This is a genomic window from Falsiroseomonas sp. HW251 (assembly GCF_050563545.1).
Classification (GTDB): domain Bacteria; phylum Pseudomonadota; class Alphaproteobacteria; order Acetobacterales; family Acetobacteraceae; genus Falsiroseomonas.
Window position 1 is genome coordinate 13907 of sequence record NZ_JBNXUM010000029.1, and the last position, 20630, is coordinate 34536.

The following is a 20630-nucleotide window of genomic DNA, read 5'->3' on the forward strand; positions in this document are numbered from 1 at the left end:
TCGCCGCGCCTTTCGTCAGCCCGGCAGCGCCGCGAGCGCGGCCTCGAGGCCCGCCAGGTCGATCGCGAGGTCGTTCGACTGGAAGCCGCCCGCGGCGTCCACGCGACGGAACGCCAGGCCGAGTCCGGCGGAGAGGTTCGCGAAGTGCGGTGGCCGCTGGGGATCGGTCGGCATGATCTCGATCACGCGGCAGCCCGGCGGCGCGAAGATCAGGTTGGCGAAGCCCGCGCCGTGCAGGCCCGCCACCGCCTCCGCGCGGCGGAACAACGCGACCTGGTCGAGGAAGCCCAACTCCTCCAGCATGACGGCGCGGAAGCCGCTGCGTTGCGCGATCGCGATCGCCTGCGCCTCGTTCGCCGCGCGCCGCCGGCCCGCCGCGGCGCGCGAGACGAAGAGGCGGCGCGGGGCGTCCAGGCGCGGCGCGATGCGCGCGTCAAGGAAGGCGCGGCACGCCTCGATCGTCGCGGGATCCCGCACCTCGCCCATGCGCACGACCGCGGATCGCGGCACGATCAGCCGCCGTACGCGGGTCAGGCTCAGCCCGTCGAGCGGCCGGATGCGGTCCGCGATGCCGAAGGCGTCGAGGATCTCGGCTTGGAAGCGCTGCGTCGGCGCCACGCTCAGCAGGGGGATGCCGTCCGGCACCCGCCCGCGCAGGTCGAACCAGTCCACCATGAAGTCGACGAGGTGGTGGTAGTAGTTGTCGTGGCCGCCGAGCAGGGCGGCCGCGTCGAGCCGACCTGGCGAGGGCAGGGGATAGGCGGCGACGTCGCGGCTCAGGCGCTGCCGGCTGTAGCCATGCGGCGCCAGATGACAGGTGCCGCCGGGCGTGAAGGCGACCCAGTCATGGGCGAGCACGCGCGCGTCGCGCAGTTCCTCCGCACCGTCCCCGATCCAGGCGTTGCGCGCGAAGCGCAGGAAGCGCCCGTTGGGCCGAGGCTGTCCGCGAAGCCGCACGATGGTGCCCTCGACCGCGCGGAAGGCCGCCCGCGGGCCGAGGAGGCGGAAGCGCAGCGCCGCCGCGGCATCGGGCGTGGTCGTCACGACCGGCCCCGCGGCCCCGGCGGCAAGGAAAGCACCTCGGAAGGACAACAGGGCGGCGCCGTCCTGCGTCGGCGTGACGCGACAGCGGGCGGCGGGCCGCATTCGTCCCGCCGGCAGCGGCCGGAGACCGCGCGGCCCCGCCGCGATCGCGGAGCCCGACAGCGTGACGAGGCGCGCCGCGCCGCCATCGCGCTCCAGCCGGATGAGGCCGGGGAGGAACCGGGCCCGCAACTCGCGCGCGGGCTTCAGGACGAGGCCGCCCGACGGCGACACGGTCAGGAAGGCCTGGGCCTGCTCGATGAAGGGAAACATGCGGGACCGCATCATAGCGATGCGAGGCCGAGCGGTACCGCGCGGAGAAAAGAAAGGGCCGGCCGCCAGGAGGCGACCGGCCCGAAAGGGCCTGGACCCCGTGGGATCCGGCCTCGTCGGCGGCGGCCTGCCGGGAAATGGCCGTCGCCGATTCACGTGGCGCCGAAGCGCCGCGGAGAAACTCAGCCCTGCGCCGGCGTCTGGGTGCGGGTGCGGCGCGTGCGATTCGCCGTCTGCCGGTGGTTGCGCGACGAACGGGCATGCGTGCCGCCGCTTGAGCCCTGCGCCTGGGCGGTAGTGGTGCCGGAGCGGTTGCGCGCCGCCTCCGCGTCGGAGGGGGCGATTGCCACCATCGGCAGCCCGAAAGCGAGAGCGAGAAGCGACACGCGAAGGAAACTGGTCATGGCGAGTCCTGATCCGGATTGGTTGGTCGGTTGCACGATCTTCCAAGGCGCCGGGGGGCTACGCCGTAGAGGCTGAAAGACTGCCCGGGTCGCCCTCTCGCCGCGATGGGGCGGGGCTGAAATTGCCGTAATGAGCGCGGCAACGTGCCGATCCGGTGGCTGTCAGTCCGCGCGCGGATGCGCGTTCCGCCAGGTCTCGAGCAGCGCGGCGGCGTCCACCTTGGTGTAGCGCTGGGTCGTGGAAAGGCTGGCATGGCCCAGCAACTCCTGGATCGCGCGCAGGTCGGCGCCGCCGCCCAGCAGATGGGTCGCGAAGGAATGGCGCAGCGCATGCGGCGTCGCGTGTTCCGGCAGCCCCGCCAGGCGCCGCCAGTTCCGCAGGTTGCGCTGCGCCACCGCGGGGTCGAGCCGCGCACCGCGCGCGCCGACGAAAAGCGGCTGGTCGGGCGCGGGCGAGGGGTGGTGCGGCAGCCAGGCCGCGATCGCCTGGCGCACCGCGGGCAGCACCGGGACCACGCGTTCCTTGCCGCCCTTGCCGCGGATGCGCAGCGCGGCGTCCTGGCCGGGCAGGGGCGCGTCGCGGATGTCGAGCGAGAGCGCCTCGCTGATCCGCAGCCCGCAGCCATAGAGCAGGGTGAACAGCGCGACGTCGCGCGCGGCCTGCATGGCGGGATGCATGGCGCGGTCGGGGTCGTGCACGGCGCCGATCCCGGTCGCGACATCCTTTGCCGCGTCGGGCGAGAGCGCGCGCGGCACCGGCGCCTTGGCGCGCGGGCCGCGCATCCCCGCGATCGCGGCCGTGCTGCCCTGGTGGCGGCGGGCGAGGTGGCGGAGGAAGCCACGGATGGCGGCCAGCCGCCTGGCACGGGTTGCGTTGGAATCGCCCTCCCGCGCGCGGTCGGCGAGGAAGCCGCGGAGGTCGGCCGGACGCAGCGCGGCGATGGCGTCGAGATCGGGTTCCTCGCCGAGGTGGCGCGTCAGGAAGCCGAGGAACAGCGAGAGGTCGGAGCGATAGGCCTCGATCGTATTGGGGCTGGCGCGGCGTTCGCGGGCCAGGATCTCGAGCCAGGCGAGGAGGGCGGTTGCCCCGTCCATGCGCTACCGCGTCAGCGCGGCCGCGATGGCGCGGCCCAGGAAGGCCAGGGTCTGCGCGGACTGCCGCGCGGGCAGCGCCGCCCCGTCGCGGGCGCCGAGCACGAGCAGGCTCGGCGTGCCGGACCACAGCGGCACCTTCACCAGCGCGTCGCGCGCGATCAGCGGCGCGGCCTCGGCGTGCAGGGTTTCGGCTTCCGTCACCTCGGTGCGGATCCGCACTTCGCGGCCCGGGCCGACCAGGCGCGCGACGGCGCCTTCGGGAAGCGGCCGGAAGCCCTGACGCGGCAGGGTATGCAGCTTCCCCGCGCGGGGCTCCGCGAGCAGGGTGCAGCTGTCCACCCGCAGCAGGGGCGGCCATTCCTGCGTGACCGTCTCCACCACGTCGCGGGACCGCATCAGCGCCAGCACGGCGAGCCGCACGCGCAGCGCCAGCCCCGCGCCGGCGCGCCCGTCCGCGAGGGCCGATTGCATCTCGTCCTCGATCGAGCGCAGCCGCGCGCGTTCCGCGGCGACCATGGCCGCCATGTGGTCGGCCAGGTTCTCGCCATGGATGCGTCGCGGCGGCGTCAGCGCGCGATACAGCTCCGGGCGGCGGGCCAGGAAATCCGGGTTCGCAACGAGGAAGGCCGCAACCTCCTCGGCCATCGGGTCGAGGATCGGTACGGCCGCGTTCTTCACAGGATGGATTGCCCTGTCTTTTTCCAGTCGGCCAGGAAGGCCGCCAGGCCGCTGTCAGTCAGCGGATGCTTGAGCAGTTGACGGATGACCTGTGGCGGCAGTGTGGCCACATGCGCCCCAAGCTTCGCGGCCTGGACCAAGTGCACCGGATGCCGAACAGATGCCACAAGAACTTCCGTCTTCAACTCTGGGTAGTTCCGATAGATCTGGACGATGTCCGCAATCAACTGGATTCCGTCTGTCGAAATGTCGTCGAGGCGTCCCACGAACGGAGAAATGAAGGCGGCGCCCGCCTTGGCCGCCAGCAGCGCCTGCGCCGCCGTGAAGCAAAGCGTGACATTCACCGGCGTGCCTTCATTGGCCAGCGCGCGGCAGGTGCGCAGCCCGGCTTCGGTCAGCGGCACCTTGACCGCGACGTTGGGCGCGAGGTCGCGAAGGTACCGGCCCTCGGCCAGCATCGTCTCGAAGTCGGTCGCAGTGACCTCGGCGCTGACCGGGCCGGGCGTGATCGAGCAGATCTCCCGGATCACATCGGCCATGGGGCGGCCGGACTTCGCGATGAGGCTCGGGTTGGTGGTGACGCCGTCCAGCAGGCCGGTATCGGCGAGGCCGCGGATTTCGGACACCTCGGCGGTGTCCACGAAGAATTTCATCCTATATCCTGTCCCGGGCGGAACGCCCTGCGCGGGGCCCTTCTTCATGGAGGGCGACCGGCAGTGAGCATACAGGATGGCTGAGTTGACGCGGAAGTCGCTGGGACCGAACCAACACACGGGCGTTGCACCGGCGCCACGCCGGCGCGTGCTGCTGCCCCTGCCGCTGCAGGCCGGCGCCTATGACTATGCTCTGCCGGCGGGGCTGGACGCGCCACCGGGCAGCTTCGTGGTCGTGCCGCTCGGCCCGCGGGAATCCATCGGCGTGGTCTGGGACGGGGAGCCCGATCCCGACCTGCCCGCGCGCAAGGTCAAGCCGATCGCGGGCGTGCTGGACGTGCCGCCGATGACGGAGAGCCTGCGCCGCTTCGTGGAATGGGTGGCGACCTACACGCTCTCGCCACCAGGCGCGGTGCTGCGCATGGCGATGAGCGCGCCGGCCGCGCTGGAGCCGCCGGCGGCCAAGGCGGGCTGGCAGATCGCCCCTGGCTCGATCCGGGAAGGGCTGAAGCTGACCGCGGCGCGGCAGCGCGTGCTGGACATCCTCGGCCCGGGCGAGGTGCGGTCGGGGACGGAGCTCGCGGAGGCCGCCGGCGTCTCGCCCGGCGTGGTGCGCGGGCTGGCGGATGCGGGGCTGCTGATCCCCGGCCTGCTGCCGAAGGGCGCGGCCTTCCCGCTTCCCGATCCCGACCATCCCGGCCCGACGCTGGCACCCGACCAGGCCGCGGCGGCCGAGGCGCTCCGCGGCAAGGTCGCGAAGCGCGACTTCGACGTGACGCTGCTGACCGGCGTCACGGGCTCGGGCAAGACCGAGGTTTATCTCGACGCTGTCGCGGAATGCCTGCGGCAGGGCCGTCAGGCGCTGGTCCTGCTGCCGGAGATCGCGCTGTCCGCGCAATGGCTGGAGCGCTTCCGGCGCCGCTTCGGCGTGGATCCCGCGCTGTGGCATTCCGAGCTCTCGTCGCGCACGCGCCGCGACACCTGGCGCGCGGTGGCAGAAGGCGCGGCGCCCGTGCTGGTGGGCGCGCGCTCCGCGCTGTTCCTGCCCTTCCCCGACCTCGGCCTGGTCGTGGTGGACGAGGAGCACGAGACCGCCTTCAAGCAGGAGGACGGCGTGATCTACCACGCGCGCGACATGGCGGTGGTGCGCGCGCGCCAGGCGCAGGCGGCGATCGTGTTGGTCAGCGCGACGCCTTCGCTCGAGACGCTGACGAATGCCGAGACCGGCCGCTACGACCACCTTCACCTGCACGAGCGCCACGGCAGCGCGGGGCTGCCGGCGGTGGAGGCGATCGATTTGCGCCAGACGCCGCCCGAGCGCGGCCGCTTCCTCTCGCCGCCGCTGATCGAGGCGGTGCGCGACACGCTGGCCCGCGGCGAGCAGGCGATGCTGTTCCTGAACCGGCGGGGCTATGCGCCGCTGACGCTCTGCCGGGTCTGCGGCCACCGCATGCGCTGCCCGAACTGCACGGCCTGGCTGGTGGAGCATCGCGCGCAGCGCCGCCTGCAATGCCACCATTGCGGCCATGCCGAGCCGATCCCGCGCTTCTGCCCGGAATGCCACGCGGAAGGCAGCCTGACGCCGGTGGGGCCGGGCGTCGAGCGCGTGCTGGAGGAGGTCGAGCAGCTCTTCCCCGATGCGCGGCGGATCGTCATGGCGTCCGACACCATACCCGGCCCGGCGGCCGCCACGGCGGCGGCGGAGGCGATCGCGACGCGGCAGGTGGACCTCATCATCGGCACGCAGATCGTCGCCAAGGGCTGGCATTTCCCGCACCTGACGCTGGTCGGCGTGGTGGATGCCGATCTCGGCCTGGCCGGCGGCGACCTGCGCGCGGCGGAGCGCACGCTGCAACTGCTGCACCAGGTCAGCGGCCGCGCCGGCCGCGCCGAGGCGCCGGGCAAGGTGCTGCTGCAGACGTTCTCGCCGGATCATCCCGTGATGCGCGCGCTCGTCTCGGGTGACGTCGCGGCCTTCATGGAGGAGGAGGCGGCGGGCCGCCGCCCCGGCCACTGGCCGCCCTTCGGGCGGCTCGCCGCGCTGATCGTCAGTTCCGAGGACGAGCAGGAGGCCGACCGCGCCGCGCGCGACCTCGGCCTCGCCGCGCCGCGCGTCGCCGGGGTCGAGGTGCTGGGCCCCGCGCCGGCGCCGCTCGCCTTGCTGCGCGGCCGGCACCGCCGGCGGCTGCTGCTGAAGGCGCGACGCGACGTGCCGGTGCAGCCCGTGCTGCGGGAGTGGATCGCCCGCGTGGACCTGCCCAACAGCGTGCGCGTGCAGGTGGACGTGGATCCCGTGGGGTTCCTGTAGCTTCCTCCCCTGCACTCGCTCTTGCCCTGCCCCGCTGTCGCGGGGGAGGGTTGGGAGGGGGCCATGAGGCTCCCCCCCCTCCGGAGGACCCACATATGCCCGTCGTCCTGCACGGCCCCGCCTATTCCACCTATGCCCGCACCGCGCGCCTGGCGCTCGAGGAGAAGGGCGTCTCCTACGAGCTGCAGGAGGTGGACATCCTGACGGGCAAGGGCCACGAGCCCGCCCACCTCGCGCGCCAGCCCTGGGGCAAGGTGCCGGCCTTCGAGCATGACGGCTTCGGCCTGTTCGAGACCTTCGCCATCACCCGCTACGTGGACGAGGCCTTCCCCGGTCCGTCGCTGCAGCCCGCCGACGTGAAGGCGCGCGCCCGGATGACGCAGATCTGCGACGTCATCGACAGCTACGGCTACGGCGCGATGGTGGGGAAGGTGTTCTGGCAGGAGGTTATCGTGCCGATGCAGGGCGGCACGCCCGATGCCGACATCGTCGCCGCCGGCAAGGAAGGCGCGGAGAAGGTGCTGAACGTCATCCATCGCCTGATGGAGAACGGCGCGATGTGCGGCGACGCGGTCTCGCTCGCGGACCTGCATGTGCTGCCGCCGCTCGACTACTACCTCATGGCGCCGAGCGGGCGTGACGCCTTCGCGCAGCGGCCGAAGCTCGAAGCCTGGTGGAAGCGGATGAGCACGCGCGAAAGCGTCGTGAAGACGCGGCCGAAGCTGGGCTGAGCGGCGTTCAGCCGCGCTGGCGGAGCGCGTCCTGGATCAGGCGGCGGTCGCGCGCGTCCTGGCGGCGGTTGTAGGTGACCGCCACCGCCCAGATCACCGCGATCAGCCAGCCCGCCTGGCCCGCGACGAAGGGCAGCAGGATGAAGAGCAGGCTCCCGAGCCAGAGGATGAAGTTGAACACCGCCTGGAAGGGCCGGCCCTGGAGCATCAGCGCCAGCGGCGGCACCGCGATCGCGAGCAGGTACATCATGGCCGCGCAGATGGCCCCGCGCCGGCCCCGATTCAATCACATGCCGAGCGCGCGGCGGATCGCCAGCGCGACCGCCGCGAGTGTGCCGACGCCGGCGACCCAGAGGCCGACGAACCAGAGAAGCCGCGTCACGGCCGGCATTAGTGGTGATACCCCTCGCCCGCCCGCACCTTGCCCCTGAAGATCCAGTAGACGAAGCCGGTGTAGATCAGGATCAGCGGCACCAGCACCGCCGCGCCGGCCAGCAGGAAGGCCTGCGTCGCCGGCGGCGCCGCGGCGTCGTGGATGGTGATCCCGGGCGGGACGATGTGCGGCCACAGGCTGATCCCGAGCCCCGCATAGCACAGCAGGAAAAGGCCGAGCGCGCAGCCGAAGGGAATCGCGTCGCGCCAGAGCAGGCTGGTGCGCTTGCCCTCGATCGGCGGCGCCGCCAGCGCGCGGAACAGCAGGACGGCCAGCGCGATCACCGCCACCGGCACGATCCAGACGAAGAGGATGTGCGGCAGGCCGAACCAGCGCGCGCGGAAGGCCGGCTGCAGGAAGGGCATCGCCAGGCTGACCCCCGCGATGCCGGCCAGCGTCAGCCAGGCCAGCACGCCGGCCAGGCCTCTTGCGCGCTCGTGCAACGCGCCCTCGGTCTTCCAGACCAGCCAGGTCGCGCCGAGCAGCCCGTAGCCGATCACCAGCCCGATGCCGGTCAGCACGGAGAAGGGCGTCAGCCAGTCCCACCAGCCCCCCGCATAGGCACGGCCCTCGACCTCGATCCCCTGCACGAAGCCGCCGAGCGCGACGCCCTGGCAGAAGGCGGCGAGGGTGCTGCCCCATTGGAAGCTGCGGTCCCAGGCGCGCTGCCCTGCCTCGGTCTCCTGCCGGAAGCGCATCTCGAAGGCGACGCCGCGGAAGATCAGCGCGAGCAGCATGACGATCAGCGGCATGTAGAGCGCTGGCAGCACGATCGCGTAGGCCAGCGGGAAGACGGCGAGCAGCCCGCCGCCGCCCAGCACCAGCCAGGTCTCGTTGCCGTCCCAGACCGGCGCGATGGAGGAGACCGCGACGTCGCGGGATTCGCGGTCCAGCCAGGGGAACAGGATGCCGACGCCGAGGTCGAAGCCGTCCATCACGACATAGAGGAACACCGCGGTCGCCAGCAGCAGCGCCCAGATCAGGGGAAGATCCAGATCCGCCATGATACTCACTCCGCCGGCCTGGGTTGCACGCGGTGGTCGGGAAGGGACGGCCCCGGCGTGATCCCTGCGGAGCGGATCGGCGCGCCCTCGGACGGGCCTTCCTGGGCGGGATGCGGCGCGACGGCGAAGAGCCGGAACAGCAGCCAGATGCCCGCGCTGAACACGACGAAATAGACGACGACGAACATCGCGAGCGAGGTCGCGACCGCCGGCGCCGCGATGGGCGAGACGCTGTCGGCCGTGCGCAGCAGGCCATAGACCGTGAAGGGCTGCCGCCCGGCCTCCGTCACGATCCAGCCCGCGCTGACGGCGAGCAGGCCGGACGGTCCCATCGCCACCGCCCAGCGATGCAGCCATCCCGTGGTGTAGAGCCGCCGGCGCAGTCGCAGCACGAAGGCGACGACGCCGAGTGCGGCCATCAGCAGCCCGAGCCCCACCATCACGCGGAAGGCGAAGAAGACGAGCGGGACGTTGGTGGGATAGGCGTCCGGGAAGTCCTTCAGCCCACGGATCTCCGCGTCCAAGCTATGCCCGAGGATCAGGCTGCCGAGGCGCGGGATGCCGATGGCGAGCTCGTTGTCCTGGGCTGCCATGTCGGGCAGGGCAAACAGCAGCAGCGGCGCGCCGCGGCGCGTCTCCCAATGGCCTTCCATCGCGGCGACCTTGGCGGGCTGGTGTTCCAGCGTGTTCAGCCCGTGCGCGTCGCCGATCAGCACCTGCGCGGGCGCCACCAGCAGCGCCATCCACATCGCCATGGAGAACATCAGCCGCGCATGCGCATTGCCGCGGTCGCGCAGCAGGTGCCAGGCGCCGACCGCGCCGACGATGAAGGCGGTGGTGAGATAGGCCGCCGAGACGACATGGGCGAAGCGATAGGGGAAGGACGGGTTGAAGATCACCGCCCACCAGTCCAGCGGCAGGAAGCGGCCGTCGGGCGAGACCTCGTGCCCCTGCGGCGTCTGCATCCAGGAATTCGCCGCGATGATCCAGAAGGTGGACATCAGCGTGCCGATCGCGACGCAGCAGGTCGCGATGAAATGCAGCGGCTTGCCCACCCGCTTCAGCCCGAACAACATCACGCCGAGGAAGCCGGCTTCGAGGAAGAAGGCGGTCAGCACCTCGTAGCCCAGCAGGGGACCGATCACCGGTCCCGCGCGGTCGGACAGCACCGACCAGTTCGTGCCGAACTGGTAGGACATGACGATGCCCGACACGACGCCCATGGCGAAGGCGACCGCGAAGACGCGCAGCCACCATTGGAAGGTCTCGATGTAGATCGCGCGGCCGGTGGCGAGCCAGAGCGCCTCCAGCACTGCGAGGTAGGAGGCTAGCCCGATGGTGAAGGCGGGGAAGAGGAAGTGCCAGACGACGGTGAAGGCGAACTGGAACCGCGCGAGATCGAGCGCGCTCGGGAAAGCGTCCGTCAGCATGGCGCGGCTCCGGCCGGTTGTCGTCAACCCGATGCAAGAGCGCGCGGGATGGCGCGGGGGCGAGTCACGAAAGGCGGAGAGGGAGATCCGTCGCAACCGCCCCCTCTCCCGCCAGGCGGGAGAGGGCTGGGGTGGGTCGGCTGCTACGCCGCCAGCCTCACGATGCGGCCTTCCATCGCCTCCACCCGCCGCACGCCGACGATCTGGCCGAGGTTGCCCGCGACGAGATGCACCATGCCGAGCGGCATGGCGACCAGCGAGACCTCGGCGCGCATCGCCTCGCCGTCCCGCGTCGCGCGGACGCTGTCGGGGACCAGGTCGCGCTTCGCGAAGGGTTCCAGGATGCGGGAGAGCAGGCCGGGGAAGACGTCGGCGGTGACGGTGAAGCGCGCCGCGACCAGCGGCTCGTCGAGACTATCGGACATCGGTGGAACTCCGGATCGGGCTGACGGAAGGGCTCGCAAATCCCGGCCACGCACGGCCGCATCCCGAAGCGGGAGGCGGGTCAGGCGGCCGGGCGCGTAATTCGCCCCGTCAGGGTCCGGATCGTCGTCACGGCGCCAGCTTAGGCCCGTCGGCGCCTTCGGCCAAGTCCTGCATGGGATGCTTCTGCCCGCCTTCGATGACGAGCTTCTGGTGGGGATAGGGGATCTCGATCCCCAGCCGGTCGAAGCGCTGCTTGATGCGGCGGTTGAACTCGCGTCCGACGGCCCAGCGCGCCGCGGGATCGGTCTTGATGCGGCTGCGGATCAGCACGCCGGAATCGGCCAGCCGTTCCACGCCCAGCACCTCCAGGTCGTCGCGGATCTGCGGGCCGAACTTGGCGTCCTGGCGCACCTCCGCCGCGATCTCCTTCAGCACCTCCACCACGCGGTCGGTGTCCTCGCCATAGGCGACGTTGACGTCGAGCACGGCGAAGCCGAAATCGCGCGTCATGTTGGTGACGGTCGTGACCGCGCCGAAGGGGATGATGTGCACGCTGCCGTCCTGCGCGCGCAGCTTGATGGAGCGGATGGAAAGCTGCTCCACCACGCCGGACAGGCCGCCGAGCTGGACGACGTCGCCGACCGCCACCGCATCCTCGAACAGCAGGAAGGCGCCGGTGATGACGTCGCGCACCAGCGTCTGGGACCCGAAGCCGATTGCGAGACCCACGACGCCGGCGCCGGCGATCAGCGGCGCGACGTTCACCCCGATCTCGGTCAGGATGTTCAGCGCGACGAAGACGATGATGGTGCCCGACAGCACCGTGCGCAGCATCGGCAGCAGGGTGCGCACGCGGGCCGATCGCGCGGCCTGCGCGTCGCGCGAGAGCTTGTTGAGATGCCGCTGGATCGCGGCGTTCGCGACCTCCCACACCGCGACGGCGACCACGATGGTCAGCAGCATCGAGACGAGCGAGGCCAGCAGCCTGGCGCCGAGCTGCCCGCGGCCGAACCAGGCGAAGGATTCCAGCCCCCAGGCCTCCAGCAGGAACAGGAAGGCCACGAAGCCGATCAGCGCACTCGCGAAGCCCTTGAGCACCGGCAGGTAGCGGTTCGCCCGCGCCTCCAGCCCGGGATAGCGGCGTGCCATGTCCGGCCCGATGCGGAAGCCGCTCGAGATCGCGCGGCGCACGATCAGGTCCACCAGCTTGGCGATGCCGATCACCACCACCGTCGCGGCGGAGACCTTGGTCAGTCGCTCGAAGCCGTCGCGGACCTCGAGCGCCCAGACGCCCCAGGCCGCGAAGAGCCAGAGGATCGCCAGCAGGTGCCAGATGTCGGCCAGCCGGTCGCGCAGCCCGCGCAGGAAGCGGCGCGTGCCCTCGATCCGCTCGCCCGGCGCGGGTTCCCGCGCGCGCAACGCCTCGGCCACCGTCGCGCGGTTCTGCAGGATCACGATCACCAGGAACAGCGAGACCACCAGCAGGTCGAGCCGCAGGATCGCGTCGTAGACCGACCAGGGCAGGCCGAACAGCAACATCGCCTCGGCCAGCGCGTAGCCCGAGATCGCGACGACCGCGATGCGGCGCACCCAGACCGTGATGTAGGCCGCGGTCTCGTCGCCGACCTGCACCAGGCGCAGATGGGCCGATGCCGGCGAGAACAGCGCGCGGGACGCCGCCATCACAGCGCGCAGCGCCAGGTAGGAATTGTTGGCGACCAGCAGCACCAGCTCGGTCGTCTCGATCGGCCGGACATAGCCGATCATCCCGTAGGAGATGACGGCGAAGGCGCCGAGCGGCAGCAGGTCCAGCACGAAGCGCGCGAGCACCAGCGGCACGCGCCGCATCCAGGTCCAGACGTCGCCGCGTTCCGGCGCCAGCGCATCCAGCTTCTCGGCAGGGCGGCGCAGCGCGCGGCGGCAGATCCATTCCGCCAGCAGGCCGGTGCCGAACAGCAGCACCAGCCAGATCGCGGCGTCGCGCACGCGGTATTGCGTGACGGGGTCGCGCACCACGCCGGCCGCCCAGACGACCATCCCGTCGATGTCGGTGATCGCCTGCGCCGCGGTGATCAGGCTGTCGGACAGCGCCTGGATGCGCTGCTGCGCGCCGCGCAGCAGCTGGGCGCCGAGCGTATTGGCGGGCAGCAGCTCCGGCGTGGCAGGCGCGGTCGCGGGCGGGGTGGCGGCCTGGCCGGGCGGGGTGTCAGCCGGCGGCGCGGCAGCAGGCGCCCCGGCGGCGGGCGGGGTGCGCTGCGCGGCTTCCAGCGCCCGCAGCAGCTCCGCCCGGCGGGCGTCGTCGCGCAGCACCTCGATCAGCCGCTGCAGCTCCGGGCCACCGGCCGCGGGGGCGGGCGACTGGGCCAGGGCGGGCGCGGCGAGGAGGAGCAGGAGGGCAAGCAGCCGGAACAGGCGCATGGGCGGGGTCAAACAGGGCTGCGCCCTCCGGGTCAACCCTTGCGCGCGGGCGCTGTTGCGGTGCAGCACGGGCGGGCACAGGATGACGCCGTGCCCGCCGTCGCCTCCCTGCCTGTCCTGATGCTGGCGCTGCTGGCCGTGCATCTCGCGGGGATGGGGGCCTTCCTGACGGTGCCGGTGCTGGCGCCGGCCATCGCGGCGGAGACCGGGCTGCCAGCGAGCCTCGCGGGCTTCCACACCGCGCTCGTCTATGCCGGGACGCTGACGACGGGGCCGCTGACGGCGCCGCTGGTCCGCCGGCATGGCGCCGTGCGGGTGCTGCAGGCGGGCCTGGTGCTGATGGGCTGCGCCATCGCGCTGGCCATGGTCGGCGAGGCCTGGGCGCTCGCGCTGTCGGCGATCCTGGCGGGCATCGGTCACGGTCCCGTGACCCCGGGCGGCAGCCACCTGCTGGCCGCCCATACCCCGGCCCGGCGCCGGGCGCTGGTGTTCAGCTTCAAGCAGGCGGGGGTGCCCGGAGGCGCCATGGTCGTGGCCGCCCTGGCGCCGGCCGTCGCCCTCCTGGGGGGCTGGCGGGCGGGCGTGCTGGCGATCGCGGCCATCGCCTTTCTCGTCGCCATGGCTCTGGAGCCCATCCGGGCGGGTCTGGATGCCGGGCGGGACCCTCAGGCGGGCGGCACCGGCTTCGGCGCCATCGGGAAGGAGGCCGCGGCCTCGATCGGCCTGTTGCGCCTCGACGCGAGGCTGCGGCGCCTGGCGGTCATGTCCTGCGGCTACGGCATCGCGCAGTTCTGCTTCCTGACCTTCTTCGTCGCCTTCCAGGTCACGATGCTAGGCGTGCTGCTCGCCGAGGCCGGGCTGGCGCTGGCGCTGGCCCAGGTGGCCGGCGTCTTCGGGCGCATCGCCTGGGCGCTGGCGGCGGACCGGATCGGCGCGCGGCTGCCCCTGCTGGGCTGCGGGCTGGGCGCGGCGGTGGGGGCGCTGCTGCTGGCCGCTGCCGGGCCGTCCTGGCCGCAGGCCGTGATCCTGCTGGCCGCCGTGGTCACGGGCGCGACGGCGGTGGGCTGGAACGGTGTGATGCTGGCCGAGGCGGCGCGCCTGGCCCCGCCCGGCCAGGTCGGCGGCGCGACGTCCGCGGTGTCCTTCGCCTTCGGGCTGACGATGCTGGTGGCACCCCCGGCCTTCACGGGGCTGGTGGCGTTGACCGGGGGCTATGCCGCCGGGTTCCTGCTCTGCCTGGCCGCCGCGCTGGTCGGGGCCTGGGCGATCTGGGCGTCGCCGCGCCGCTGATCGTCTTGCCCTTCGCGCCGGGCCTGCCATGTTGCCGACATGCTCACGGTGCTCAAGGTCCTGGTCATCATGTCGCTGGTGGCGACGGTCGGCGTGATGTTCGCGGGGATGCTCGGCCTGGCGAAAAGCGAGCCGGGGGCGGGCGAGCGGTCCAACCGGCTAATGCGCTGGCGCGTCGGGCTGCAATTCACCACCGTGATGCTGTTCATGTTGCTGCTGGCGCTGTCCCGGGGGTGATCGGCGCGGCACCCCGGGCGCCTTGCCCCCCCCGAGGCCCGCCACTATGGTCCGCCCCGTTTCGCGGCCGCCCCGGGGCCGCCCGATCCCCAAAGGGTCCTCCCGATGAAGCTCCTCGTGCCCGTGAAGCGGGTGGTCGACTACAACGTGAAGGTCCGCGTGAAGGCGGACGGCACCGGCGTCGAGACCGCCAACGTCAAGATGTCGATGAACCCCTTCGACGAGATCGCCGTCGAGGAAGCCGTGCGCCTGAAGGAGAAGGGCGTGGCGACGGAGATCGTCGCGGTCTCCGTCGGCCCCTCCGCCGCGCAGGAGCAGATCCGCACGGCCCTCGCCATGGGCGCCGACCGCGGCATCCTGGTCGAGCATGACGGCACGGTGGAGCCGCTGGCCGTCGCGAAGATCCTGAAGGCGATCGTCGCGAAGGAAAGCCCCGGGCTCGTCCTGATGGGCAAGCAGGCGATCGACGACGACATGAACGCCACCGGCCAGATGCTGGCGGCGCTGCTGGGCTGGGCGCAGGGCACCTTCGCGTCGAAGGTCGAGCTGGCCGATGGCGGTGCCAAGGTGACGCGCGAGGTGGATGGCGGCCTTGAGACCGTCGCCCTCAAGCTGCCGGCGATCGTAACGGCGGATCTCCGCCTGAACGAGCCGCGCTATGCGTCGCTGCCGAACATCATGAAGGCGCGCAAGAAGCCTATCGAGACGATCAAGCCCGCCGATCTCGGCGTGGACGTCACGCCGCGGCTGACCGTGCTGAAGGTGGAGGAGCCGCCGAAGCGCCAGGCCGGCGTGAAGGTGGGGAGCGTCGCGGAACTCGTCGACAAGCTCCGCAACGAAGCGAAGGTGATCTGACGATGGCCGTCCTTGTCCTGGCCGACCGCAGCGGGTCGGCGGTGTCGCAGCCGACGCGGAGCGCCGTGGCGGCCGCCCAGAAAATCGGCGGCGAGGTGCATGTCCTGGTGATCGGCACCGAGGCGGCCGAGGCCGCGGCGAAGCTGCCCGGGGTCGCGAAGGTGCTGACGGCGTCCGGCAACGACCACGGCCTGGCGGAGCCCGCGGCGGCGCTGCTGGTCGCGCTCGCGCCGGGCTATTCGCACCTGCTCGCGCCGGGCTCGGCGATGGGCAAGAACATCATGCCGCGCGTCGCCGCGCTGCTCGACGTGCAGGTCATCAGCGATGTCGCGGGGGTGGAGGGCGAGGACACCTTCCGCCGCTTCATCTATGCCGGCAACGCACTGGCCACGGTGAAGACCTCGGACCCGAAGAAGGTGATGACGGTACGCGCCGCGTCCTTCGACCCCGTGCCGGCCGAGGGCGGCAACGCGGCGATCGAACCGGCGCCGGCCGCGGCCGACCCGGGCGTGTCGTCCTTCGTGGGCGCGGAGATCGCGAAGCTCGAGCGGCCGGAGCTGACGGCGGCGCGGATCGTGGTCTCCGGCGGCCGCGCGATGGGCTCGTCGGACAACTTCAAGATCCTGGAAGGCGTGGCGGACCGGCTGGGCGCCGCGATCGGCGCGAGCCGCGCGGCGGTGGATGCGGGCTATGCGCCGAACGACATGCAGGTCGGGCAGACCGGCAAGATCGTTGCGCCCGAGCTCTACATCGCCTTCGGCATCTCCGGCGCGATCCAGCACCTCGCCGGGATGAAGGACAGCAAGGTCATCGTCGCAGTCAACAAGGACGAGGAAGCGCCGATCTTCCAGGTCGCGGATTACGGCCTGGTCGGCGACGTCTTCAAGGTGATCCCGGAGCTCGAGACCGAGCTCGACAAGAAGTAAGGGGCGCCGACCCCCACCCCGCCCAGCCTCCGCTTTGCTGAGGCGTCCGACGCAGTGCGTCGGACCCCCCGCAAGCCGGAGAGGGAGCGGTGGCGCCATCTTCCCTCTCCCGCTTGCGGGGGAGGGTGCCGAGCGGAGCGAGGCGGGTGGGGGTCCGCGCGCCCTTGTACGCTGAGGGGAAGGCACCCATGCCCAGCATCCAGAAACTCGGCGTGATCGGCGCCGGCCAGATGGGCAACGGCATCGCCCATGTCGCGGCGCAGTCGGGCCTCGCCGTCGTCATGCTCGACGTCGCCGAGGCCGCGCTGGCCAAGGCGGTGGCGACCATCACGAAGAACATGGACCGCCAGGTCCAGAAGGGCACGCTGGCCGCCGCCGACAAGGACGCGGCGCTCGCCCGCATCGCCACAGCCACCGACTACGCCGTGTTCGGGGATTGCGACCTCGTCATCGAGGCCGCGACCGAGCGCGAGGAGATCAAGCAGAAGATCTTCGCGACGCTGACGCCGCATCTGCGCCCAGACGCCCTGATCGCGACTAACACCTCCTCCATCCCGATCACGCGGCTGGCCGCCGCGACCGACCGGCCCGGCCGCTTCGTCGGCATGCACTTTTTCAATCCCGTGCCGATGATGAAGTTGGTCGAGGTGATCCGGGGTCTCGCGACCGAGGATGCGACCGTGGACGCGGTCACCGCCCTGGCCGAGCGCATGGGCAAGACCGTCGCCCATGCCGCGGACTACCCCGCTTTCATCGTCAACCGCATCCTGGTGCCGATGATCAACGAGGCGGTCTTCGCGCTGCAAGAAGGCGTGGGCGACGTCGTGTCCATCGACGCCGGCATGAAGCTCGGCTGCAACCACCCGATGGGGCCGCTGGAGCTCGCGGACTTCGTCGGTCTCGACGTCTGCCTCGCGGTGATGGAGGTCATGCAGGCCGGCCTCGGCGATTCGAAATACCGGCCGAGCCCTCTGCTGCGGAAATACGTCGAGGCCGGCTGGCTCGGCCGTAAGGCCGGCAAGGGCTTCTACGACTACGCCGTGACGCCGCCCAGGCCGACGCGCTGAAGACCGGGGCGCGGGCGATGGACACGTCGCTCGGTGGCTTCTTCGGCGTCGGCGGCCGGCGAGGGGCGCGCGCGGCCTACGGGCTGCTTGCGCTCGACCTCGCCGCGCTGGGCTGGGTGATCGCGGAATCCTTCCTGCCGCCAAGCCGCTGGGTCTTCGCGATCGACATCGCCCTCGGCCTGGTGCTGGTGGCGGAACTGGTTCAGCGGCTGCGCCATTCGCCCTCCGCCAGGCGGGAATTGCTGCATCCCGCGGGGATCGCCGACCTGCTCGCCGTGATCTCCTTCCTGCTTGCGCCGTTCTTCGCGGGCTGGGGGTTCCTGCGCAGCCTGCGCACCCTTCGGCTGCTGCGGTCCGCGCGGCTGGTCGCGCATCTCCGTCACGACCTGCCGGTCTTCCGGCGCAACCAGGACGCCTTCGTCGCCGCCGCGGACCTCGCGGTCTTCATCGTCGTGATGACGGGCATCGTGTATGCGACCCAGCACCGGACCAATCCGCATATCGCGAACTGGGCGGATGCGCTCTACTTCACCGTCACCGCGCTGACCACGACGGGCTTCGGCGACATCACCCTTCCCGGCACGACCGGACGCCTGATCTCGGTGGTCATCATGCTGGCCGGCGTGACGCTGTTTCTGCGGCTGGCGCAGGCGCTGTTCCGGCCGTCCAAGGTGCGCTTCCGCTGCACGTCATGCGGGCTCGGCCGGCACGAGCCCGACGCCGTGCACTGCAAGGCCTGCGGCGCGCTGCTGAACATCCCGGATGATGACGACTAGTCAGGGAAGATGAGCACCCTCAAGCCCTCTCCCTCTCATGGGGGAGAGGGTTGGGTGAGGGGGACGGCGGAGATCGTGGACGCATTCCTGCAGACCGACGCCGCCCTTACCCCACGCGTCTCCCCCCTGCAGGTGGAGAGGGGGCCTTTGTGCCGCTACGCCGGCTTCCTGAACGCCACCTTGTCGTTCTCGCCGCCCTTCGGCGGCTCCCCGGTCAGGCGCGCCTTGACATAGCCATAGGCGTGCAGGAAGGTGCTGGACGGCGCGTCCCAGTATTCCGCGCCCTCGACCTCGACCTTCAGCAGCGCGGCCTTCGGATCGTCCGGCCCGCCCGGGAACCAGGTGCGCAACGGCTCCGACCACAGTTCCTTCTGCTTCGCGGGATCGCGCACGACCTGCGCGCTGCCGGACACCGCGACGTAGTTCTGCGTCTTCGGATCGGAGTAGGCGAGCAGCACGCGCTCGTCGTGCTGGATTTCCTCGGCCTTCGGGCTGTGCTGGCTCGTGAAGAACCAGAGCGTGCCGGAGAAGTCCTTCGTCGCGACGGCGCGCATCGGCCGTCCCCGCATCCGCCCCTCCTCGTCCAGCGTGACCATCATCGCGACCTCGACGTCGCGGATCATGTCCCAGACCTTGTTGCGCGCTTCGGCATCCGTCCGCGTCTCGACCATCCCGGTGTCTCCTTCTGCCGGGGGGCGGAACGGGTTGCGGTGCGCGCGGTTCCCCCCGCCGCGGTGCTGCATTAGCCTTCCGGCATGCCGCACCCCCTGATCCGCAGCGAGCGCGAGGGCGACATCGCGATCGTCACCATCGACCGCCCGGCCAAGCGCAACGCGCTGGACCTGCCGATGTGGATCGGCCTGCGCGAGGCGATGGAGGCGCTCGGCGCCGACGACAGCCTGCGCTGCGTCGTGATCCGGGGCGCAGGCGACGAGGCGCTGTCCGCCGGCGCCGACATCGCGGCCTTCCCGCAGGAGCGCGGCACGCCGGAGCGCGAGGCGGTCTATGGCCGCGAATTGTCCCGCGCCTTCCAGTCCATCCGGCTCTGCCCGCATCCCGTCGTCGCGTCCTGCCGCGGCTGGACCATGGGCGGGGGCTGCGGGATCGCGACCATGTCCGACTTCCGCATCGGCAGCCCCGGCACGCGCATGGGCATCCCGGCGCGCAACCTGTCGTACTTCTACCACTACGGCGAACTCGACCCGCTGCTGCAGAGCGTGGGCTACTGGGTCGCGATGGAATTGCTGGTCGAGGGCCGCGTCTTCACCGGCGAGGAGGCCTACCGCAAGGGCCTGCTGACCCGCCTGGTGCGGGATGAGGAGGTGGGCGCGGAAGCCCTGGAGACGGCGCGGCGGATCGCGCAGGGCGCGCCGCTGTCCAACCGCTTCCACAAGGCCGCGCTGCAGCGCCTGCGCGGTCCGCTGCCGCTGACGCAAGAAGACCTCACTGCGAACAGCCGCTTCGTGGAGACCGAGGATTTTCACGAGGCCGTGAAGGCCTTCAGGGAGAAGCGCAAGCCCGTCTGGCGCGGCCGCTAACGCCCTTTTCACGAGAGGCCGGTCATGGTCGGCCTCATGAGCATTTCCGCCTCACCCGTCCCCGGTGCACTCGCGTCCGAGCTCCGCGTCGCGCTGTCCCAGGCCTCCGACGAGCAGCTTCGCCGCGTTGTCGGCGTGCTGGACAGCCTCGTGACCCGCGGAGAGGCCGACCGGTTGCTGGCCGGGCTCCGCGACCGCATCCGCGCCCTGCACCCGGACCGCCCGTTGCGCTTCGGCCGCCTGCTGGTGCTGCCGCTGGAAGCCGCGCTGGTGCAGACGGACGACTGGCTGAAGGACCCCGCCGGCATCCCCCGTGCCGCGCTCAACCCGCTGATCGAGACGGTGCGCCGCGCCATGGGCCAGGAGGCCGAGGTGATCGAGATGGCGATGCTCGGCCGCAAGCTGCAGGACGCCGAGGCCGTGCGCAGCCTGGGCCGCCGGCTCTGGGCGCGCGCGGCGACGGTCTCGCTGCCCGCGCTGCCCGATGGCTGGGCGGAAGCCGGCCTGCCCGGCTCGATGGCACCGCCCGTCGTCGCGCTGTGCCGCGCGCTTTGGATGGAGGCGGCGGACTAGGCTTCCGCGGTCCCGGGGGGCTGGCCCTCCGTCGTCTCGCTGCCCGCGCGCCAGCGATGGGTGGAGGCGCCGAAGGCGACCAGCCTGCCCGTCGCGTCGAAGACCTCCGTGCGGCAGAAGAAGATGTTGCGGCCGCGCGTCGCGACCTTGCCCTCCGCCACCAGGCGACCGTCGTTCACCTGGCCTGTGAAGCGGCAGTCGAGATCCAGCGTCACCGCGCGCCTGATGTTGCCCGGCACGCTGCACCAGAGGCCGGCATAGGCCGCGGCCTGGTCGATCAGCGACAGCATCACGCCGCCATGCACGATGCCCGACCGGTTGGCGTGGCGCGGCCCGGTGTCGCAGGCGACGCGGGCGAAGCCGTCGCGCCATTCGAGGAGCTCGAGGCCGAGCAGGTCGTGGAAGGCGGCAGGGTGGGTGTCGAGGCTCATG

General features: G+C 71.7%; 22 protein-coding genes. 10 read left to right on the forward strand and 12 right to left on the reverse strand.

Features of this window, described 5'->3' with window-relative positions:
* Positions 1-15: 15 nt before the first annotated feature.
* The 5 genes from ACLF3M_RS27010 to fsa form a co-directional block, all read right to left on the reverse strand.
* Positions 16-1356: a glycosyltransferase family 61 protein gene (locus ACLF3M_RS27010; RefSeq protein ID WP_430660106.1), complete on the reverse strand. Its 1341-nt coding sequence runs from the start codon at positions 1354-1356 to the stop codon at positions 16-18.
* Positions 1357-1538: 182 nt separating this feature from the next.
* Positions 1539-1760, reverse strand: a complete 222-nt coding sequence (locus ACLF3M_RS27015) for a hypothetical protein (protein ID WP_430660107.1) — start codon at positions 1758-1760, stop codon at positions 1539-1541.
* 162 nt (positions 1761-1922) lie between these two features.
* Positions 1923-2855, reverse strand: a complete 933-nt coding sequence (locus ACLF3M_RS27020; protein ID WP_430660108.1) for a tyrosine recombinase XerC — start codon at positions 2853-2855, stop codon at positions 1923-1925.
* Positions 2856-2858: 3 nt separating this feature from the next.
* Positions 2859-3500 (reverse strand): hypothetical protein, encoded by a 642-nt coding sequence (locus ACLF3M_RS27025; protein WP_430660109.1) that lies wholly within the window; start codon positions 3498-3500, stop codon positions 2859-2861.
* Between the two features lie 29 nt (positions 3501-3529).
* The gene (gene fsa / locus ACLF3M_RS27030; RefSeq protein ID WP_430660110.1) at positions 3530-4186 is read right to left on the reverse strand and encodes a fructose-6-phosphate aldolase; all 657 of its coding nucleotides are present in this window, start codon (positions 4184-4186) and stop codon (positions 3530-3532) included.
* 76 nt (positions 4187-4262) lie between these two features.
* On the opposite strand from fsa, the gene ACLF3M_RS27035 reads away from it, so the two are divergent.
* Together ACLF3M_RS27035 and ACLF3M_RS27040 are read left to right on the forward strand one after the other, a co-directional pair.
* Complete coding sequence (locus ACLF3M_RS27035) at positions 4263-6494, forward strand: primosomal protein N' (protein WP_430660111.1); 2232 nt, start codon at positions 4263-4265, stop codon at positions 6492-6494.
* A gap of 95 nt (positions 6495-6589) precedes the next feature.
* Positions 6590-7225, forward strand: coding sequence for a glutathione S-transferase family protein (locus ACLF3M_RS27040; RefSeq protein ID WP_430660112.1), 636 nt, complete (start codon positions 6590-6592; stop codon positions 7223-7225).
* Between the two features lie 7 nt (positions 7226-7232).
* Here ACLF3M_RS27040 and ACLF3M_RS27045 read toward each other — a convergent pair whose 3' ends face one another.
* The 5 genes from ACLF3M_RS27045 to ACLF3M_RS27065 all read right to left on the reverse strand — a co-directional run bounded on the left by ACLF3M_RS27045 (position 7233) and on the right by ACLF3M_RS27065 (position 12936).
* Entirely contained in the window at positions 7233-7475 is a 243-nt protein-coding gene (locus tag ACLF3M_RS27045) for a hypothetical protein (RefSeq protein WP_430660113.1), read from the reverse strand.
* A gap of 140 nt (positions 7476-7615) precedes the next feature.
* Positions 7616-8662 (reverse strand): cytochrome d ubiquinol oxidase subunit II, encoded by a 1047-nt coding sequence (gene cydB / locus ACLF3M_RS27050; protein WP_430660114.1) that lies wholly within the window; start codon positions 8660-8662, stop codon positions 7616-7618.
* A gap of 5 nt (positions 8663-8667) precedes the next feature.
* Entirely contained in the window at positions 8668-10092 is a 1425-nt protein-coding gene (locus ACLF3M_RS27055) for a cytochrome ubiquinol oxidase subunit I (RefSeq protein WP_430660115.1), read from the reverse strand.
* A gap of 143 nt (positions 10093-10235) precedes the next feature.
* Positions 10236-10517 (reverse strand): hypothetical protein, encoded by a 282-nt coding sequence (locus ACLF3M_RS27060; RefSeq protein WP_430660116.1) that lies wholly within the window; start codon positions 10515-10517, stop codon positions 10236-10238.
* 127 nt (positions 10518-10644) lie between these two features.
* Positions 10645-12936: a mechanosensitive ion channel domain-containing protein gene (locus tag ACLF3M_RS27065; protein WP_430660117.1), complete on the reverse strand. Its 2292-nt coding sequence runs from the start codon at positions 12934-12936 to the stop codon at positions 10645-10647.
* Between the two features lie 90 nt (positions 12937-13026).
* Between ACLF3M_RS27065 and ACLF3M_RS27070 the strand changes: the two genes are divergently transcribed.
* The 6 genes from ACLF3M_RS27070 to ACLF3M_RS27095 all read left to right on the forward strand — a co-directional run bounded on the left by ACLF3M_RS27070 (position 13027) and on the right by ACLF3M_RS27095 (position 18087).
* Positions 13027-14226, forward strand: coding sequence for an MFS transporter (locus tag ACLF3M_RS27070; protein WP_430660118.1), 1200 nt, complete (start codon positions 13027-13029; stop codon positions 14224-14226).
* A gap of 39 nt (positions 14227-14265) precedes the next feature.
* Positions 14266-14463: a twin transmembrane helix small protein gene (locus ACLF3M_RS27075; RefSeq protein WP_430660119.1), complete on the forward strand. Its 198-nt coding sequence runs from the start codon at positions 14266-14268 to the stop codon at positions 14461-14463.
* 105 nt (positions 14464-14568) lie between these two features.
* The gene (locus ACLF3M_RS27080) at positions 14569-15318 is read left to right on the forward strand and encodes an electron transfer flavoprotein subunit beta/FixA family protein (RefSeq protein WP_430660120.1); all 750 of its coding nucleotides are present in this window, start codon (positions 14569-14571) and stop codon (positions 15316-15318) included.
* A gap of 2 nt (positions 15319-15320) precedes the next feature.
* Positions 15321-16244: an electron transfer flavoprotein subunit alpha/FixB family protein gene (locus ACLF3M_RS27085; protein WP_430660121.1), complete on the forward strand. Its 924-nt coding sequence runs from the start codon at positions 15321-15323 to the stop codon at positions 16242-16244.
* Between the two features lie 188 nt (positions 16245-16432).
* Positions 16433-17311 carry a 3-hydroxybutyryl-CoA dehydrogenase gene (locus tag ACLF3M_RS27090; RefSeq protein WP_430660122.1) on the forward strand — a complete coding sequence of 293 codons (879 nt, stop codon included), beginning with the start codon at positions 16433-16435 and terminating at the stop codon, positions 17309-17311.
* A gap of 17 nt (positions 17312-17328) precedes the next feature.
* Positions 17329-18087, forward strand: coding sequence for a potassium channel family protein (locus tag ACLF3M_RS27095; protein ID WP_430660123.1), 759 nt, complete (start codon positions 17329-17331; stop codon positions 18085-18087).
* 155 nt (positions 18088-18242) lie between these two features.
* Here ACLF3M_RS27095 and ACLF3M_RS27100 read toward each other — a convergent pair whose 3' ends face one another.
* The gene (locus ACLF3M_RS27100) at positions 18243-18758 is read right to left on the reverse strand and encodes a pyridoxamine 5'-phosphate oxidase family protein (RefSeq protein WP_430660124.1); all 516 of its coding nucleotides are present in this window, start codon (positions 18756-18758) and stop codon (positions 18243-18245) included.
* Positions 18759-18842: 84 nt separating this feature from the next.
* On the opposite strand from ACLF3M_RS27100, the gene ACLF3M_RS27105 reads away from it, so the two are divergent.
* Together ACLF3M_RS27105 and ACLF3M_RS27110 are read left to right on the forward strand one after the other, a co-directional pair.
* On the forward strand, positions 18843-19625 hold the full coding sequence (locus ACLF3M_RS27105; RefSeq protein WP_430660125.1) for an enoyl-CoA hydratase/isomerase family protein: 783 nt from the start codon (positions 18843-18845) through the stop codon (positions 19623-19625).
* A 36-nt stretch (positions 19626-19661) separates the two neighbouring features.
* Positions 19662-20198 carry a hypothetical protein gene (locus tag ACLF3M_RS27110; RefSeq protein WP_430660126.1) on the forward strand — a complete coding sequence of 179 codons (537 nt, stop codon included), beginning with the start codon at positions 19662-19664 and terminating at the stop codon, positions 20196-20198.
* Here ACLF3M_RS27110 and ACLF3M_RS27115 read toward each other — a convergent pair.
* Positions 20195-20629 (reverse strand): PaaI family thioesterase, encoded by a 435-nt coding sequence (locus ACLF3M_RS27115; protein ID WP_430660127.1) that lies wholly within the window; start codon positions 20627-20629, stop codon positions 20195-20197. The genes ACLF3M_RS27110 and ACLF3M_RS27115 overlap by 4 nt on opposite strands.
* Position 20630: the final 1 nt, after the last annotated feature.